The sequence below is a fragment of the Mixta tenebrionis genome (assembly GCF_006517625.1).
Taxonomy (GTDB): domain Bacteria; phylum Pseudomonadota; class Gammaproteobacteria; order Enterobacterales; family Enterobacteriaceae; genus Mixta; species Mixta tenebrionis.
In genome coordinates, this window is the sequence record NZ_VHQI01000001.1 from 216,900 (window position 1) to 234,294 (window position 17,395).

Here is a 17,395-nt window from a genome sequence, read left to right on the forward strand (position 1 = left end):
ATAATTCCGCATTGACGGTTAACGGACGAGTGATTAGCGTTAACCGTTTGGATCAAATAAACCTGTCTGAGGAGATGACCCGGTGTTCGATTCGCTAACCCGCCGTTCTTTGCGGCTGCTTCCGTTGGCCAGCGTGTTGCTGGCGGCCTGTACCATCAATAAACCGCAGGGACCGGGACAGAGCCCCACCTCTCCCCAGTGGCAGCAGCATCAGCAGGCGGTACAGCAGGTAACCCGCTATCAGACGCGCGGCGCCTTCGCCTGGCTCTCAGACCAGCAGAAAGTCTATGCGCGCTTTAACTGGCAGCAGAGCGCCGCGGATCGCTATCGCCTGCTGCTGACCAATCCGCTCGGCAGCACCGAGCTGCAGCTCGACGCGCAGGGCGCGACGGTGCAGCTGGTGGATAACAAGGGTAAACGCTACGTCAGCGACGACGCGGAGAAGATGATTACCCAGCTGACCGGCATGGATATTCCGCTGGCCAACCTGCGCCAGTGGATTCTCGGCCTGCCGGGCGACGCCACCGATTTTACGCTGGATGAAAACTATCAGCTACGCACCCTGCGCTACAGCCGCAATGGCCAGCAGTGGAATGTGACGATTCAGGGCTACGACAGCAAGGTTAAGCCGGCGTTGCCCGCTAGCATCGAATTAAAACAGGGCGATAAGCGCATTAAACTACGTATGGATAGCTGGACACTGCAATGATCACCACCTGGCCCGCGCCCGCGAAGCTGAATCTGTTTCTCTATATCACCGGCCGTCGGCCCGACGGCTATCACAATCTGCAAACGCTGTTCCAGTTTCTCGACTATGGCGACAGCCTGCATATTACGCCAAACGCGTACGGCGATATTCGTCTGCTGACGCCGGTCGCGGGCGTCGCCGCTGAAGATAACCTTATCGTACGCGCGGCGCGTCTGCTGATGCGCGCCGCAGGCGAACGCGGCGCCCTGCCGCCGCAGGCCGGCGCGGATATTGCCGTCGATAAACGTTTGCCGATGGGCGGCGGACTTGGCGGCGGTTCGTCAAATGCCGCCACGACGCTGGTCGCGCTGAATCACCTGTGGCAAACCGGACTGACAACCGAAACGCTGTGCGCACTGGGGCTACAGCTGGGCGCCGACGTGCCGGTTTTCGTACGCGGCCATGCGGCGTTTGCTGAAGGGGTGGGCGAAGCGCTACAGCCGGCCTCGCCGCCGGAAAAATGGTATCTGGTAGCTCATCCCGGCGTCGCCGTTTCTACCCCGCTGGTATTCAACGATCCGGCGCTGACGCGTAATTCGCCGGTACGCTCATTTGCTGCGCTGTTGCAGGCTCCTTTCAGCAATGATTGTGAGGCAGTCGTAAGAAAACGTTTTCGCGAGGTTGATGCGCTTGTTTCCTGGCTGCTAGAATACGCGCCGTCGCGCCTGACAGGAACCGGCGCTTGTGTGTTTGCAGAATTCGACACCGAGTCCGCTGCTCGTCAGGTGCTTGAGCTGGCCCCGAACTGGATGCAGGGATTCGTCGCGCAGGGCGTAAACCTTTCGCCGCTTCACCGCAGCCTTTCAGGGCGCCTGGCGTGAATGTGACAGCGTCACCCTGTTCCTGACGCTGCGCAGCGCGCTTTAATACACCCGTATGCACGCATGCGACCGGAGCGCGCCCGTTTCCGCTCGCGCGTATGCATTCTCTGGACGCAAAGCCTGAGGTTCTTCTCGTGCCTGATATGAAGCTTTTTGCTGGTAACGCCACCCCGGAACTAGCACAACGTATTGCCAACCGCCTTTACACCAGCCTGGGCGACGCCGCCGTCGGTCGTTTCAGCGATGGTGAAGTGAGCGTACAAATCAACGAAAATGTACGCGGTGGTGATATTTTCATCATCCAGTCCACCTGTGCCCCTACTAACGATAACCTGATGGAGCTGGTTGTCATGGTAGACGCGCTGCGTCGCGCTTCCGCTGGTCGCATTACCGCTGTCATCCCCTACTTTGGCTATGCCCGTCAGGATCGTCGTGTACGCTCAGCACGCGTGCCGATTACCGCTAAAGTGGTCGCGGATTTTCTTTCCAGCGTCGGCGTCGATCGCGTATTAACGGTGGACCTGCACGCAGAACAGATCCAGGGCTTCTTTGACGTCCCGGTTGATAACGTGTTTGGTAGCCCCATTCTGCTGGAAGATATGCTGCAGATTGGCCTGGAAAATCCGATCGTGGTTTCTCCTGATATCGGCGGCGTGGTACGCGCCCGCGCTATTGCGAAGCTGCTTAACGATACCGATATGGCCATTATCGATAAGCGCCGCCCGCGCGCTAACGTTTCTCAGGTTATGCATATTATCGGCGATGTTGCCGGACGTGATTGCGTACTGGTAGACGATATGATCGATACCGGCGGCACGCTGTGCAAAGCAGCAGAAGCGCTGAAAGAGCGCGGCGCTAAACGCGTATTTGCCTACGCCACTCACCCGATCTTTTCCGGCAACGCGGCGGAGAACCTGCGTCATTCGGTCATTGATGAAGTCGTGGTTTGCGATACCATCCCGCTTTCCGACGAGATCAAGGCGCTGCCGAACGTGCGCACCCTGACGCTCTCCGGCATGCTGGCTGAAGCCATTCGCCGCATCAGCAACGAAGAATCCATTTCCGCGATGTTTGAACACTAAGCGCCGATCTGCTAAAAACCGGGCGCCCGCCCGGTTTTTTTATGTTTTGGCTCTGCTCACACAGGCTGTTGCTTATCAGCGCGCTTACCTAAGGGTAAGCCAGCCGCACGCAATATTAATACCCAGCTGCTTTTTACCGCCGCGTTAACCCGGTTTTTTACCAGGGCAGGCTGATGCTATTTTGCTGCGTTTTTTAAGGAAACGCTCGCGCCAGCACCGCTGCCGACAGCGCCGGCTGTGGAAAAATCAGTGGGCCCGGTGATGATAATGGCCCGCACGGCGGCAGCGTTTATCATCGCCGCAATAGCGCACCCAGTAATAGCGATCGGTAATCTTTTCCCGGCCGCTAAGGCGCGCGCCGACTAACCACATTAACGCACCGATAAAAATGCCGAAAATTGACGCCTGAGTAAGCCAGGATGAAAGCTGTAGCTGCGGCAGCTGGTTCAGTACCGCATAGCCCACGCCTAAAATCATGGTGATTAAACCCAGCCCCATCAACGCATTACCCGCAACCATTGCGCTTTTACGTTTCATCGCCCATCTCCTTTGCTGGCAGCACAGCACAAAGTGTTAAACCCATTCAAGCTTAGAATATGCACCAGCCGCCCGTTGCGTACGCGATCACACATTTTAACTCTCAATTGCCATTTTTCTGACGCTAACCACCTGTATTTATATAGAAATCGTATTATCCCCCTACGAAATTAAACCAGCCTCGTTGTTTTGTATTCTTGCCCGCCGATCGCTACACTATCGCCCTTCGGTTTTAAGCAGGAAATAACTACCGTGAGTGAAATCAAGCTGATTGTTGGCCTTGCCAACCCCAGTGCGGAATATGCCGCAACGCGCCATAACGCCGGCGCCTGGTATGTGGATCTGCTGGCAGAACGCCACAATCAGTCGCTGAAAGAGGAAAGTAAATTTTTCGGCTATACCGCACGCCTGAACGTCGGCGGCAAGGATGTCCGACTGCTGGTGCCCACTACCTTTATGAACCTGAGCGGCAAAGCGGTAGCGGCAATGGCGACTTTCTATCGTATCGCGCCGGAAGAGATTCTGGTGGCGCACGATGAGCTGGATCTACCGCCGGGCGTAGCGAAATTCAAGCTGGGCGGCGGTCATGGCGGCCATAACGGGCTGAAAGATATTATCAGCAAGCTGGGTAACAACCAGGGCTTTCACCGGCTGCGCATCGGCATCGGTCATCCAGGCGATCGTAATAAGGTGGTGGGCTTTGTACTGGGCAAACCGCCCGCATCGGAACAGACGCTGATCGATAATGCGTTGGATGAAGCCGCACGCTGTACCGAAGTGTGGTTACAGGACGATTTGCTAAAGGCGATGAACCGGCTGCACAGCTATAAGGCAAGCTGACCTGTTCCGCCAGCCGTGTCGCTCCGGCTGGCGATTTGCCGCAGCGTAGCAGATAGTTTCGCCGCGTCCGGATGCGCCTGCATCGCTCAGCGATAGATAAGCTGCTCGCTCAGGGGCTATTGATACCAACATGCCAACCGGGAAATTTTTCCTCCACCTTTTCCCGCCGGCGGATAATGAATTCGGCCCCATTGCAGCCATAATTACGTGTATACTAGCGGCAATTTTTTCATGTCATTATCGGCAAGCGAGCTTGTCCGGTTATCTCAGCAATTAAGGTGATTCAAACATGGGATTCAAATGCGGTATCGTGGGCCTGCCTAACGTAGGTAAATCCACCCTGTTCAATGCGTTAACCAAAGCGGGTATCGAAGCAGCTAACTTCCCGTTCTGTACCATTGAGCCTAATACCGGCGTGGTGCCAATGCCTGATTCACGTCTCGATCGGCTGGCGGAAATTGTCAAACCGCAGCGTACCGTACCGACTACGATGGAGTTTGTTGATATTGCAGGGCTGGTGAAAGGCGCTTCTAAGGGCGAAGGCCTGGGAAACCAGTTTCTGACCAATATTCGCGAAACCGAGGCGATTGGTCACGTGGTGCGCTGTTTTGAAAACGACAATATCATCCACGTTTCCGGCAAAGTGAACCCGGCGGAAGATATTGACATCATCAATACCGAGCTGGCGCTTTCCGACCTTGATACCTGCGAACGTGCGCTGCAGCGCGTACAGAAGAAAGCCAAAGGCGGCGATAAAGACGCTAAACTGGAGCAGGCGGTGCTGGAAAAATGTCTGCCGCACCTGGAAAATGCCGGTATGCTGCGCTCCCTGTCGCTGGATGCGGAAGAGAAAGCGGCAATCCGCTATCTGAGTTTCCTGACGCTGAAGCCGACCATGTATATCGCCAACGTCAATGAAGATGGCTTTGAGAACAACCCCTACCTCGATCAGGTACGCGCTATCGCCGAGAAAGAAGGTTCCGTAGTTGTGCCGGTTTGTGCCGCCGTTGAATCTGATATCGCCGAGCTGGACGATGAAGAACGCGACGAATTTATGGCGGAGCTGGGGCTGGAAGAGCCAGGCCTGAACCGCGTTATTCGCGCCGGCTATGCGCTGCTGAATCTGCAGACTTACTTTACCGCAGGTGTTAAAGAAGTACGCGCCTGGACCATTCCGGTAGGCGCAACCGCGCCGCAGGCGGCCGCTAAAATTCATACCGATTTTGAAAAGGGTTTTATCCGCGCTCAGACCATCGCCTTTGAAGATTTCATTACCTATAAAGGCGAACAGGGCGCGAAAGAAGCGGGAAAAATGCGTTCTGAAGGGAAAGACTATATCGTTAAGGATGGCGATATCATGAACTTCCTGTTTAACGTCTGAATAGCTTCTGCTGTCTTATGGGATATATTAAGCCCAGGCGACAGCGATACACGCATAAAATCCACGCCGCTGCGTGGATTTTTTTATATTTTTGGTAATCATTACACCGCGTAACAGCACACCTGGAATAAAATAAGGCGATAGTTACGCTATTTTACTCGACCATGTAAAGAAAGCGTGGCGCTGGCGCCTTAAAATAAATGGCGAGTCCACTATGAATACTCCAGAAAAATAGCTTAAATCAAACTTACTGCGATGCATAAGAAGAGCAGACAAATATGTAAGGTAAAAAGCTTACCAGGCTGATAGCATTCACAGAGAGAGCGATACAGCTAACATTTTCGAACTAATGATGCTTCATCCTGAACAGCCAGTGGCTAAGCTCCTCTGGGTTATATGATTTGCGGGACACATTATAAGCAGGTAAAGGTACATTTCTCAGCAGACGTTTGCAGGCGCAGATTAGACATAAGCTTTCTCTTATTTTCATTTAGCATGATGACTTACAAGACAGTACATCACTGAATATAAGTTATTTACATCTAAATTACCGTTACATTGCCGTTATATTGCAAGCTTCAAGTTTGATGATCGGTTAATACGGATTTTTATCTTTATTCCTCGCTTATATAGAAAAGCTAAAGGGAAGCCTGCCTCCACATCATGTAGATTTATTGACAAAATGGAAATAATAAACAAACCAGAAATAAATCATTCGATATTTTTATTTTAAGCGAAAAATTCAACCTGAAATTATTTACACCAAGACAATGTATAACTTTCAATAATTTCATCAGGAAACTTAATAAAAAATAAGGATATTATTACGTGAATTAAAATTGATCCTATTCATGAATCAACGTATACTTTTTGTACAGAATGATTTTTGCGCGGGAAGAAAACCATGGATCATATGGAAAATGCTTTATATCTTAGAGAAGAGGCTGATAAGCATCTGGCTAAAGCTTTAATTGATGGGCATAGAGCGGTAACCATGAACGGAAGGAGTATTTTAAAATATTTATATTCCGGTATAGAGAGATTAAGCTGGTATAGCTCCTGTGCGTTTGATGAATACAAAAATGTCTGTACTCAACTACAGCATGAGGATATCAGGGCGTTAGAAAACCTGACCAGTTTGTTTATGAACCGGAATAAATGCATATTAATTTTCACATTATATTTTGAAAGATTGACCAGAGATCTAAATGAAAAAGACCGCACCACCCTGAAAAAAAATCTAAGAAGAGAAAGTCTACGTGGCTCTATCTATTTAGCAGGATTATTTGCTACAGCCAACGTAACAAACAGGGCATTAGCTCAAGGGCTGGCAGATGTTATTGTATCTTCACCACGTAACGTTGACTTAGTAAAGCGAGCCGCCAGAGCAGGCTATGGTTTAACTGTGCTGGAACATTATGGTATGTTACATGAGAGATTAAAAGCTGCGGAACGATTGCGTATAGCAGATCCTGAGTTCTACTGGATGTTACATAAATGCAGGTTAGAAACCTGTTACTTTTTCGTTGAACCGATACTAAAACCATATATAGGATACAAGGGTTTAAAAAATGAAAAAGAAGTGCGTAAAATTATAATGGATATATTAGAAAAATTATGATAAGAAGAATATTATTAGATATTTTTTCACAAATAATGGTATACATACTTATTATTTTATTATCAGTTATAGTATATGTGTCGAATATATTTATACCTGAATATACCTGGTATGTAGCTGTTATATCTTTAATTATTTTGTTATACGTTTTTATTAAATATTTGATAAAATAACTTGCTGTTTTTTCTGGCAAAAAATGCTGCCGTTCCTGTACCCTCTGTAATTCAATTTGAGATTGAATAATCATATCAATAATATCCGCCCACCACAATGTTTTATCGGCATCTCTTTTACTTAAGCGATCGCGCCGTAAAAATAACGTCTAGTTCAATATGCCATCTTTTGATTCAAAAATTCAGTTCAATGATAAATAAAATTCGATTTATATTATTTTATACAAATCAGCGGCTTATCTGATATTGCAATTAAACAGACGCCTGCTTTGGGCCAACAACAATCAATAATAAAATTAATTATCCAGATTCTGTTTATAGAACCCATTCAATACTTCAACCCCGTTTCCTGTACCGCAATAAACTTTGCATCCTTCAGAAACCCGAACGCGGCTGATCAACTCCTCTCCAGGCGAATTAATGTCAGGCGTCACTTCAATCAGCACGCTACAAGAATCCTTATCTTTAAACCTATACATATCGGATTTTCCATTTTCAATCTTCTTATGCTCCAGCTTCCCTGCAATATGACAAGATGAAGCCATATCAGCGGGATCAATTCTCCCTTTCATCGAGAAAACATTTTCATTACCTGTGGTCAGTTCAAAAGCCGCCGCTAAGTTACGCGTACTTCCTTCAAAATCCATCTCTTTATCAAATTTAATGGCATTGGCAAATACCATACCAGGTATCACTATTATGGTTGCTATCATCAGTCGTTTCATACATCTCCAGTAAAAATAAATTCTGGTCGCATAAGTTATAGTATGAGGTCATTTAAACATAGCATACCGGTTTAGATCAGCATCCGGTGGCCTGTTAACTTAAATGTTAACTATCAGGCATTCGTAATCAACGCAAGATTTTTTAATGACCTACATCAATAAAAGACAAAGTTCTTTTTGTGACTACATGTGGAGTTAATCAACGAATTTTAGGTTTGGCAGGATTGTCGTACCGGCAGCTCAGGCTGATGCTGCCTTGATGGCCACCTTTGTATTGGGCGATGGGAAAGTTCAGGCGACATCAGACGACCTGTTTGCATAGATTTGGGCAGCGTACCTCTCCCGACACGCAATGCCGGTACCTGGCAGCAGAGCTGCTAATTGTCTTCCCCTGCCCGTTAACAGAACGCCAGGGTAGTTATATTTAAAACTGATTAAACTTAGCGGCAGGCAAAGTGAGGAAACCTCACTTTGCCTTTATAACAAGTAGTTATTAAATAGCCGAAAAACGAACCTGCAGCATCGCTTTATCAGGCGAACAGCTTAATTTCTGCGCCAGAAAACAAACTGCAGGCTAACAGAACCTTAATTAAAAGTTATAGCCAATACCAATGTTAAAGATGTTCATGGTGTAATCGTTAATAAAGTTTATTCTTGATCCTTCGTAGCCTGCATTAATAGTAAAGTTTTCATTGATATTAAAAACAAATCCGGCGCCATAGGCAAAAGAGGTTTTATGTCCGTTATACTTACGGTTTATTTCAGGAATATTACCCTGCGCTTTTACGCGCGCCGGGCCGCCGGCCAGATAGAATGATGCATAATCATTAATGCGGAACGAAGGCCCAAACAGTATGGAATAATATTTAGCATCAACATGGTGGGTCAGATGGTGCTTACCTGTAGTCTGGCTGAGTTCGTCATCGCCTTTCATCCAGGTTACGGAGGTCATCAGGCTCACCAGAGAGTCCATCTGATAGTGATACTGCAGGTTAACGCCATGAAGCGTGCTAAAACCGCTGGCCTTACCCTGCGCATAACCCGCCTGAACAGTATGATTATTGGCTGATGCCGCGCAGCTGGTTATCCCGGTGATGAGAAGTAATGCAAGGGGCAACTTTTTCATTTATCGAATTCCTTTCAAAAATAAAGTATATGAAAAAATCCATTAATAAAATTGCTGACTTTATTCTTCCCGTCAGCATACCACCGGCGCCAAATGGTTAAAGGCAATTAATATAAATAAATTTAATTTAATTTCCTGGCGGCAACCATAGCGCAGCCGGCCCGCTTAACGGAACAATAGTCAGGCACGTAATGGTGGCTTTATTCTACTTTCACACTTTTTGAAAAGTATAATGATTCCCTGTCACTCGGTTGTTTTTAACATCTACACAAGTCAGTTTGCTTCGTTACCTTTATTAATCCCTGATACCTTATCGGCTGCACACAATTTCTGCTGCCAGCAGGCTAAACGCTAACCGGGATAACGCGCTCTCCGGCTGCGCCAACGTTTACGCATATGGCAAAAATATTGAAGGCGTTTATTTATCAGCGAGATGATTAATTCAATTAAACCGCCTGCAGGCGCCTTTATTAAGGGAAAGTCGCCACGGCAAGGATGATTATTGTCTCAGGTCGTTTAACTTAGCTGGCTAACAGGCAAAGGCTGGAATAAAGATACCGCAGGCGATTGATGTAAACGGCAATTAATGCAGACGGCGCCGCGACAGCGAAGCAGGAGAAATATTTTGCAGCTCCTCGTGCATATCCAGGCTACCGATAAACAAACGCCGCTGGGCATTGCGCCCGGACGCTGAAAGATAACATCATCGGCTTCGGTGCCGCCCTGGCAGCATCCGCATAATGCGCGCAGGCCAGCCAGGAGCGTTATGTTAACGCCTGGCTATCCGCTTCCGCGTCATATAGCGGATCGCTTAGCGTAGCGTAATCATCGGTTAGCGGCTGATAAGCGCTCAGATGCAGCGGCTGCCTCCCCGGCAAATTCACCGCTATCAGACTTTCTTCCACAGCGTCCAGCGTTTCATCGCATTCATCAAACAGGTTACGGCTAAATGGCATCGTTTCCTCCAGTGAAAGTTCCTTCTGATGCATCATAGCTATAGCAGGCGGCTGCGCCTGACGGCAAGTTAATCTCCCCTTTTTCCGATGTTTCCGCTTCGCATCTGTCAGCAAAGCCAGACTATACGCCGCTTCGGCTAACGGCCGTTTTTGACCCTGACAATATCCGCCATGATCGCCAGCGCAATTTCAGTGGGCGTTTTACTACCGATGGGTAACCCAACCGGCGCATGAATCCGCTGCAGTTTAGCCTCATCCAGCTCGCCAATGCTGCGCAAACGCGCTATCCGTTGCCGGCTGCTGCTGCTGGAGCCCATCGCCCCCAGATAGAACGCCGGCGTATTCACCGCCTCCAGCAGCGTAAGGTCGTCCACGCGCGCATCGTGGGTCGTACAGACAATCGCCGTATGCCGCGTAGCGCCATAACATTCAAGGTAGCGCGCCGGATGCTGGTTAATGCAGCGCAGACCAGCCTGCCCGCTTTGCTGTTCGCAGAGCTGGCGCCAGAAGGTTTCCCGATGCTCACAGACGATAACCTGCATCTTTAGCATCTGCGCAATACGCAGACACTCGTGCGCCACCGTCGAATAGCCGGCCAGCAACAGCGTCAGCACGCTGCCGATGGGTAATATCACTCTGACACTATCGTAATGCAGCGTACGCGGCGCGGCGGCATCAACGGCCTCCAGCTGGGCGCGCTCACCGATGGTCACCTGTTTAACCACCCGCTCATCGCCGGTCAGCGTCTGTTGCAGGCGCGACAGATGCGCCAGGCTGGCCGCATCCGCCGGCAGCCGTTCAACCAGTACCTCAAGCACGCCGCCGCACGGCAGACGGATTTGCGGCGCCAGCCCCCCTTCGCCGTAGCGCACCAGCTGGCTATCGCACATAAATTCGCCCTGCTGCACGCGCGCCAGAAAATCATCCTCAATGCAACCGCCGGAAAGCGAACCACAAAATTCGCCCTGCTGATTGGCTGCCAGCATTGCGCCGGGGGCGCGCGGCGCCGATCCCCAGCTACGCAGCACGGTACAAAGCCAGACCTCAGCACCCTGCTGATGCCATTTCAACGCGCAGGCAATAACCTGCTGATCGAGTGAATGCATTATGACTCCTTATTTAACCATGCAGAGGGCAGATCGATATCCCGCACGGCGCCCGCATCCCGCGTCGCCAGAAGATGCACCCCGTCCTGTTTCAACAGATCGCGCGCCGCCGTTTCCCCTGCCAGCGTCGCCAGCTGCGGATAGCAGGCGCGGCTGAACCCAACCGGATGGCCGGGCTGCCCCTGCCAGCAGGCGCGCACCCGCGAATGTTCCCGCAACGCCTGCGCAACCTGCCGCAGCGTTTCCGGCTGGAGCCAGGGCATATCCGCCAGCATAATCAGCCAGCCGTCCCATCCACTGGTGGCCCGTACGCCAGCGGCGACAGAGTCGCCAATTCCGGCGCTGGGCAGAACGATCTGCTGCGCGCCCGTTACGCAGCGCCGTAGCGCCGCCGGCTCCGGCCGCAGCACCACCGCTACCGGCAGGCTGCTTTGCACAGCGATACGGTAGCAGCGCGCCAGCATCGCCTCGCCTTCAATCCGCTCCAGCAATTTATGGCGACCGCAGGCGGCGCGGTAACGCGCGCTTTCGCCCGCCGCCAACAGCAAAATACCTACATACATCGCCGTCGTTCCCGTTACGGTTGTTCACCGCTCAAGGCATAACGCTCACGGCGCATAACGTCAAATACCGCAGCGAAAACTGCGATCGGGGGCGATAAAAATGGGGGCGAAATCGCCCCCGTTTCAGCATGCCGCCCGGTTAACGGCGGATAACAGGGAGCAAAACGCCAGGCGATCCGTTCCCTTTATTTACCGCCGGGCTTCAGAAAAAGCCCTGAGGCTCGATGCTGTAGCTGACCAGCAGATTTTTGGTTTGCTGATAGTGTTCCAGGATCATTTTATGGGTTTCGCGCCCGATGCCCGACTGTTTATAACCGCCGAACGCCGCATGCGCCGGATAGAGGTGATAGCAGTTGGTCCAGACGCGCCCCGCCTTAATCGCCCGCCCAACGCGCCAGGCACGGTTGATATCACGCGTCCAGAGTCCGGCGCCCAGGCCGTAAATGGTGTCGTTCGCGATCGCGATCGCTTCCGCCTCATCTTTAAAGGTGGTCACCCCGATAACCGGACCGAAAATTTCTTCCTGAAAGACGCGCATGCTGTTGCTGCCTTTCAGCAGCGTCGGTTGAATATAGAAACCGTTTTTCAGCTGCCCTTCGGTTTGTTCGACGCCGCCGCCGGTCAGGATCTCTGCGCCTTCCTGGCGAGCGATATCAAGATAGGAGAGGATTTTATCGAACTGCTGCTGCGAAGCCTGCGCGCCCACCATGGTATCGGTATCCAGCGGATCGCCGCGCCGGATAGCCTTGATGCGTTTTTTCACCGCCTCGATAAAAGGCTCATAAATCGATTCCTGCACCAGCGCCCGCGACGGGCAGGAGCAGATTTCGCCCTGATTCAGGAAGCCCATCACCACGCCTTCGGCGGCTTTATCAATAAAGGAGGGTTCGGCCTGCATAATATCTTCGAAGAAGATGTTGGGGGATTTGCCGCCCAGTTCAACGGTAGAGGGAATCAGGCGCTCCGCCGCCTGTTGCAGAATACGAATACCGGTAACGGTCGAACCGGTAAAGGCAATTTTGGCGATACGCGGATTACCGGCCAGCGTTTCACCAATTTCACGTCCGTAGCCGTGCACAATATTCAGCACGCCCGGCGGCAGCAGATCGCCGACCAGCTCGGCAAACAGCGTGATAGATAACGGCGTCTGGCTGGCGGGCTTCATCACTACGCAGTTACCCGCCGCCAGCGCGGGCGCCAGCTTCCACGCCGCCATTAACAGTGGAAAGTTCCACGGAATGATCTGGCCGACCACGCCCAGCGGTTCATGGATATGATAAGCGGCGGTATACTCATCAAGCTCCGCCGCAGAGCCTTCCTGGGCGCGAATGCAGCCGGCGAAATAGCGAAAGTGATCGATAGCCAGCGGCACATCGGCGGCCAGGGTTTCACGTACCGGCTTGCCGTTGTCCCAGCTTTCATTCACCGCGATGCGCTCCAGGTTCTGCTCCAGGCGATCGGCAATTTGCAGCAGTACCCGCGAACGCGCCTGTACCGACGTTTTTCCCCAGCGTTCGGCGGCGGCATGCGCCGCGTCCAGCGCCCGTTCAATATCCTGCTGCCCGGAGCGCGGGAATTCGCCGATCGTTGAACCATCTACCGGCGAAGTATTGGTAAAATAGTTGCCTTCAATCGGCGCCACAAACTCGCCGTTGATGTAGTTAGCATAACGCTGCTGTAAGACGATGAGCGAACCCTGAGTTGATGGCCACGCGTAACGCATATATATCCTCCCATGCCATTAAACTACTGACTAAGAAGCAGCCATAAATTACCTGACCGCGTCTGATAGCTGTCGTTGAGCGGCTCAGGTTAACAGCCGCCAGGGGAGAAAAACGTGAGCACAATGGATTCCGTCACTTATGCGCTAATCTGCGCGCGCGGCTGCAGGCTGCGCCAGAAACGTTGCAGGATCAGGCGGGCGCTCTCGGTAACCGGCGGCGCTTCAGCGGCAGACGGAGCGGCGGCGGACTGGCAGGCCTGCATAATGCGTGCGTTAAATTCGGGATGAAACTGTACCGACAGCGCGCAAGGTCCATAGCGAATAATCTGGCACTCATCGGCGGCTGAGCGCGCCAGAACCCGTGCGCCGGGCGGCGGTGCCAGCACTGTCTGCCGGTGTGAAAGCCAGGCCGCAAAGGTGGACGGCAGCCCGGCCAATAACGCGTCCGACTGCGCGCCCGGCAGCAGCGTTACCGGCAGCGCGCCCCGCTCCCAGCCGTGCGGATTATCGCCTACCTCGCCGCCCAGCGCGTAGGCCATCAGCTGGTGTCCATAGCAGACGCCCAGCAGCGGCAGGGAGAGCGCCATCGCCGCACGTACCCAGGCGGCGGTGCGTTCGCTCCATTCGGCGTGATCGGTAACCATCGCCCAAGAACCGCTCAGGATCGCGCCGCTGATAGCGCTAAATTCCGGCAGCGCCTCGCCGAGATCGGGGCGGCAGATAATATAGTCAGGCGCAGAGAGGCCCAGCGCATCGATAAACCAGCGCGCCTGTTCGCCAATACGTTCGCGTACCGGCGCGGGAGGAACTTCAAGCTGTAGTAAAACCAGGGGTAACGGCAACGAGGTCATACCGGATCCTTTTTCCGAGAAAGAGGCGTTTCGGCCGCTAAGTATTGCATCGCCGCGTCGGGCTGTCTCATCACTTTTTCTGAGGATGACCGCCGCAAGAAGTATAAGCCGCGCAGCAACAGGAAAAGCGCAGCTGGCGTGCTTGTCTGTCGGCTAATACCTGTCATGATAACCGGTGACTTACTGCAGATATTTAAGGACGGATTTGTGGCGCTGCGTCATTTTTTTCTGGTGTTGATGGTTGTTTCTATCTGGGCGTTCAATAACGTCGCGATTAAATGGGGTCTGCTCGATTTACCGCCGCTGTTTTTAACCTGTATGCGCTTCGTGGTGGTCGCGCTGGTGCTGCTGCCCTTTACGCGCGTGACGCGCGCCCAGCTGCCCTGGCTGGCGGCGTTGGCCTTTACCTTCGGTTTTATGCATTTTTCGCTGCTGTTTGTCGGCATTGGCTACACCGATGCCGGTACGGCGGCGGTGGTGGTGCAGCTGGGAACGCCTATCGCTATGCTGCTGGCATGGGTGATATTAAAAGAGCGGCTTAGCTTGATTCAGCTGTGCGGCATTCTGATCTCTCTCAGCGGCGTAGCGGTTCTCAGCGGCAGCCCAACCATTCCCAGCTGGTGGGTATTGACGCTGCTGTTAACCAGCGCCGTCGGCTGGGCCGTCAGCAACCTGATTGTAAAAAAAGCGCCGCCGATCAAGCCGCTAACGATGACCGGCTGGCTCTCTTTTATGGCGATCCCGGTGGTCGGCCTCACCTCCTGGCTTACCGAAGAGCATCAAATCGACGCGCTGCTGCACGCCACCTGGCGCGGCTGGTTTGGCATTCTGTTCAGCGCCATCGCCTCTTCGGTGGTGGCCTACTCGCTGTGGTATGCCCTGCTGAAGAAATATAATATCAACCTGATTATGCCCTATTCGCTGTTAACCCCGGTGCTGGCGGTGATTATGGGCGTGCTGGTGCTGGGCGACAGTCTGAATCAGTTTAAAGTAGCCGGTTCGCTGCTGGTGATACTCGGCACCGCTATCGCGGTGATTAATATCCGCAATCTGCGTATGCACGCCCGCTTTCCCCGGCTTTCGCTACGGCGTAAGCATTAGCCGCCGCAGGAAAAAAGCGCCATCTGTTGCTAAGGTAAAAAAGAACGATACCGAGGGAGAGCAACATGGATCACCAGCTGGCGGCACGATTCTGGCAACAGTTCTGGCACGGATTACGCAGCGAAGCGTCGCCGCTTCCTCAGATTGATCTACAGGGGCAGGATGCCTTCTGTTCCGCCTGGCCGGTGAGTGAGTTTGCCGTCACTTCCGTGGCGCTGGCGGCGCAGGCCGCGGCGGCGCTGGTCAATAACCCGGCCAGGCCGCAGCTTAATGTACGCCTCGCTTCGCGCTGGTTTCAGCAGAGCTTTTACCCGCTTAACCGTCCGCTGCCGCCCGCCTGGGATACTTTCGCTGGCGACTACGCCGCCGCCGATGGCTGGATCCGTCTGCACACTAACGCGCGCCATCACCGTCAGGCGATGGAACGCGTGCTGGGCAGGCATGCCGATCGCGCGGCGCTGGCGCAGAGGGTAAGCGTCTGGAAAAAGCAGGCGCTGGAGCTGGCGATTATCGAGGCTGGCGGCTGCGCGGCGGAGATGCGCAGCCTGAGCGCCTGGCAGCAACATCCGCAGGGAAGAAGCGTGGCGCAGGAGCCGCTTATCGCCTGGACGTCATGGGCGGAGGCCGCGCCGCCCGCATGGCCTCTGCATCTTATTCGTCCGTTAAACAAAGTGCGCGTACTCGACTTAACCCGAATCGTTGCCGGGCCGGTCGCGACGCGTTTTCTTGCCGGTCTTGGCGCCGAGGTGCTGCGCCTCGATCCGCCTGGCTGGGAAGAGCCGGCGCTGGAGGAAGAGCTGCTGCTGGGCAAGCGCAGCGCACGCCTCAATCTGAAAAGCATCGCCGGACGCCAGCAGTTTGAACGGCTGCTGGCGCAGGCGGACGTGCTGGTACATGGCTATCGCGCCGACGCGCTGGAAAAGCTGGGTTACGACAGCGCGCGTTTTCAGCAGCTGGCGCCGGGCCTGATTGAGGTCAGCCTGAACGCCTGGGGCTGGAGCGGTCCGTGGCGCAACCGGCGCGGCTTTGACAGCCTGGTGCAGATGGCCTGCGGCATCGCCGAGGGCGGACAGCGCTGGCGCGGAACGGCAGCGCCGCAGCCGCTGCCGGTACAGGCGCTGGATCACGCTACCGGCTACCTGATGGCCGCTGCGGTGCTGGAAGGCATGCGGCGACGCCTCGCACGGCGTACCGGCTGTACGGCCCGCCTGTCGCTGGCGCGCACCGCTCATCTGCTGACCGCGTATCCTTATCCACATCCGCCTGGCGCGGCGGCCGACGAACCCGGGCCGGCGCTGCCCCATGACGCCAGCGATACGCTGGAACTTACGTCTTTCGGCATCGGCTATCGTCTGAAGCCGCCGCTGTGGCTGCCGGGTACGCCGCTGCTCTGGTCGCGATCCGGCGTCCCGCTGGGCTCGGCGTCGGCACGCTGGCTGACGCCCTGAGCGTTACGCCTCGCCGCCGTCTTGTTCCTCTTCGGCTTCCGCCAGCTCTTCGCGCATCGCCTGTAGTGCTTCCCGGCTAAGGGCCGCCAGCGTGCGATAAAAACCACTGGTCGCATGCGCCTCTACCTTACCGAGAAAAGCACCGCACCACGGCAGCAGAAAATCATCAAACAATGCGATCTGCGCTTCAGTCTCATCTTCCTGCGCCTGATCCTCCAGCCATGAAGCCGCCAGCAGCAGCGCGCCGAAGCTGTCAGCAGGCGCTTCCGTCAGAGGCATGCCGCGCTGCTGCAGGAAGCTGCGCGCCTCCGCCTCCGTTGGACCATCTTTCCACTGCGAACCGCAGAGCGGTACACGGCAGTCGCTGCCGACAAACAGCGCATTGTAATCCGCCGCCAGCGCCTGTGGATCGCAGTGCTGACGCAGGCGCGCCAGCAGCTCATCCTGCTCCAGCGGCCAGTGCTGCTGCAGTTTGCCTGCGCGAATCAGCGTAAACAGCGGCTCCAGCAGCGGATCCTGCGGCGGGCGATTAAACAGCGAGCCGATCACGCGGCAGATAATGGAAAACTCATTCATTACTTTCAGTCCGTTCA

17 protein-coding genes are annotated in these 17,395 nt (G+C 53.7%); 8 read left to right on the forward strand and 9 right to left on the reverse strand.

Translation table 11 applies throughout. The annotated features are described in order from the left end of the window. The first annotated feature begins 82 nt into the window (after positions 1-82). The 3 genes from lolB to prs all read left to right on the forward strand — a co-directional run bounded on the left by lolB (position 83) and on the right by prs (position 2,651). Positions 83-709, forward strand: a complete 627-nt coding sequence (gene lolB, locus FKM52_RS00955) for a lipoprotein insertase outer membrane protein LolB (protein ID WP_141174331.1) — start codon at positions 83-85, stop codon at positions 707-709. Continuing rightward, positions 706-1,569: a 4-(cytidine 5'-diphospho)-2-C-methyl-D-erythritol kinase gene (gene ispE / locus FKM52_RS00960; protein WP_141174332.1), complete on the forward strand. Its 864-nt coding sequence runs from the start codon at positions 706-708 to the stop codon at positions 1,567-1,569. The genes lolB and ispE overlap by 4 nt, the downstream gene beginning before the upstream one ends. Before the next feature lie 134 nt (positions 1,570-1,703). Beyond that, positions 1,704-2,651, forward strand: a complete 948-nt coding sequence (prs, locus tag FKM52_RS00965; protein ID WP_141174333.1) for a ribose-phosphate diphosphokinase — start codon at positions 1,704-1,706, stop codon at positions 2,649-2,651. A gap of 246 nt (positions 2,652-2,897) precedes the next feature. On the opposite strand, the gene ychH is transcribed toward prs, so the two are convergent. Continuing rightward, positions 2,898-3,188, reverse strand: coding sequence for a stress-induced protein YchH (ychH, locus tag FKM52_RS00970; RefSeq protein ID WP_141174334.1), 291 nt, complete (start codon positions 3,186-3,188; stop codon positions 2,898-2,900). A gap of 252 nt (positions 3,189-3,440) precedes the next feature. On the opposite strand from ychH, the gene pth reads away from it, so the two are divergent. From pth to FKM52_RS00985, 3 genes are all read left to right on the forward strand, one after another. Continuing rightward, complete coding sequence (gene pth / locus FKM52_RS00975) at positions 3,441-4,028, forward strand: aminoacyl-tRNA hydrolase (RefSeq protein WP_141174335.1); 588 nt, start codon at positions 3,441-3,443, stop codon at positions 4,026-4,028. Between the two features lie 289 nt (positions 4,029-4,317). Then, a complete protein-coding gene (gene ychF, locus FKM52_RS00980) occupies positions 4,318-5,409 on the forward strand; it encodes a redox-regulated ATPase YchF (protein ID WP_141174336.1) in 1,092 nt (363 codons plus the stop codon). A gap of 904 nt (positions 5,410-6,313) precedes the next feature. Then, a complete protein-coding gene (locus FKM52_RS00985) occupies positions 6,314-7,030 on the forward strand; it encodes a hypothetical protein (protein ID WP_141174337.1) in 717 nt (238 codons plus the stop codon). Between the two features lie 469 nt (positions 7,031-7,499). Here the strand turns inward: FKM52_RS00985 and FKM52_RS00990 are convergent, their stop codons facing one another. The 7 genes from FKM52_RS00990 to FKM52_RS01020 form a co-directional block, all read right to left on the reverse strand. Continuing rightward, complete coding sequence (locus FKM52_RS00990) at positions 7,500-7,928, reverse strand: hypothetical protein (protein WP_141174338.1); 429 nt, start codon at positions 7,926-7,928, stop codon at positions 7,500-7,502. A gap of 589 nt (positions 7,929-8,517) precedes the next feature. After that, positions 8,518-9,054 (reverse strand): Ail/Lom family outer membrane beta-barrel protein, encoded by a 537-nt coding sequence (locus tag FKM52_RS00995; RefSeq protein ID WP_141174339.1) that lies wholly within the window; start codon positions 9,052-9,054, stop codon positions 8,518-8,520. A gap of 764 nt (positions 9,055-9,818) precedes the next feature. Beyond that, positions 9,819-10,010, reverse strand: a complete 192-nt coding sequence (locus FKM52_RS01000; protein ID WP_141174340.1) for a hypothetical protein — start codon at positions 10,008-10,010, stop codon at positions 9,819-9,821. A 137-nt stretch (positions 10,011-10,147) separates the two neighbouring features. Beyond that, positions 10,148-11,116, reverse strand: coding sequence for an XdhC family protein (locus FKM52_RS01005; protein ID WP_141174341.1), 969 nt, complete (start codon positions 11,114-11,116; stop codon positions 10,148-10,150). Then, entirely contained in the window at positions 11,116-11,679 is a 564-nt protein-coding gene (locus FKM52_RS01010; protein ID WP_141174342.1) for a nucleotidyltransferase family protein, read from the reverse strand. The genes FKM52_RS01005 and FKM52_RS01010 overlap by 1 nt, the downstream gene beginning before the upstream one ends. 202 nt (positions 11,680-11,881) lie before the next feature. Then, positions 11,882-13,402 carry an acetaldehyde dehydrogenase ExaC gene (gene exaC / locus FKM52_RS01015; protein ID WP_141174343.1) on the reverse strand — a complete coding sequence of 507 codons (1,521 nt, stop codon included), beginning with the start codon at positions 13,400-13,402 and terminating at the stop codon, positions 11,882-11,884. Between the two features lie 137 nt (positions 13,403-13,539). Continuing rightward, positions 13,540-14,253, reverse strand: a complete 714-nt coding sequence (locus tag FKM52_RS01020; protein ID WP_141174344.1) for a glutamine amidotransferase — start codon at positions 14,251-14,253, stop codon at positions 13,540-13,542. Positions 14,254-14,460: 207 nt separating this feature from the next. Between FKM52_RS01020 and FKM52_RS01025 the strand changes: the two genes are divergently transcribed. Together FKM52_RS01025 and FKM52_RS01030 are read left to right on the forward strand one after the other, a co-directional pair. After that, positions 14,461-15,354 (forward strand): DMT family transporter, encoded by an 894-nt coding sequence (locus FKM52_RS01025; protein ID WP_141174345.1) that lies wholly within the window; start codon positions 14,461-14,463, stop codon positions 15,352-15,354. 65 nt (positions 15,355-15,419) lie between these two features. Then, on the forward strand, positions 15,420-16,802 hold the full coding sequence (locus tag FKM52_RS01030) for a CoA transferase (protein ID WP_141174346.1): 1,383 nt from the start codon (positions 15,420-15,422) through the stop codon (positions 16,800-16,802). Positions 16,803-16,805: 3 nt separating this feature from the next. Here the strand turns inward: FKM52_RS01030 and FKM52_RS01035 are convergent, their stop codons facing one another. Continuing rightward, complete coding sequence (locus FKM52_RS01035) at positions 16,806-17,378, reverse strand: TorD/DmsD family molecular chaperone (RefSeq protein ID WP_141174347.1); 573 nt, start codon at positions 17,376-17,378, stop codon at positions 16,806-16,808. Positions 17,379-17,395 lie beyond the last annotated feature (17 nt).

Coding starts and splice junctions, on each gene's coding strand:
- FKM52_RS01010 (WP_141174342.1), bottom strand. CDS start 11,679: ATGTATGTAGGTATTTTGCTGTTGGCGGCGGGCGAAAGCGCGCGTTAC.
- ychF (WP_141174336.1), top strand. CDS start 4,318: ATGGGATTCAAATGCGGTATCGTGGGCCTGCCTAACGTAGGTAAATCC.
- ychH (WP_141174334.1), bottom strand. CDS start 3,188: ATGAAACGTAAAAGCGCAATGGTTGCGGGTAATGCGTTGATGGGGCTG.
- FKM52_RS01020 (WP_141174344.1), bottom strand. CDS start 14,253: ATGACCTCGTTGCCGTTACCCCTGGTTTTACTACAGCTTGAAGTTCCT.
- FKM52_RS01005 (WP_141174341.1), bottom strand. CDS start 11,116: ATGCATTCACTCGATCAGCAGGTTATTGCCTGCGCGTTGAAATGGCAT.
- FKM52_RS00995 (WP_141174339.1), bottom strand. CDS start 9,054: ATGAAAAAGTTGCCCCTTGCATTACTTCTCATCACCGGGATAACCAGC.
- FKM52_RS01035 (WP_141174347.1), bottom strand. CDS start 17,378: ATGAATGAGTTTTCCATTATCTGCCGCGTGATCGGCTCGCTGTTTAAT.
- ispE (WP_141174332.1), top strand. CDS start 706: ATGATCACCACCTGGCCCGCGCCCGCGAAGCTGAATCTGTTTCTCTAT.
- FKM52_RS01030 (WP_141174346.1), top strand. CDS start 15,420: ATGGATCACCAGCTGGCGGCACGATTCTGGCAACAGTTCTGGCACGGA.
- FKM52_RS00985 (WP_141174337.1), top strand. CDS start 6,314: ATGGATCATATGGAAAATGCTTTATATCTTAGAGAAGAGGCTGATAAG.
- exaC (WP_141174343.1), bottom strand. CDS start 13,402: ATGCGTTACGCGTGGCCATCAACTCAGGGTTCGCTCATCGTCTTACAG.
- FKM52_RS00990 (WP_141174338.1), bottom strand. CDS start 7,928: ATGAAACGACTGATGATAGCAACCATAATAGTGATACCTGGTATGGTA.
- FKM52_RS01000 (WP_141174340.1), bottom strand. CDS start 10,010: ATGCCATTTAGCCGTAACCTGTTTGATGAATGCGATGAAACGCTGGAC.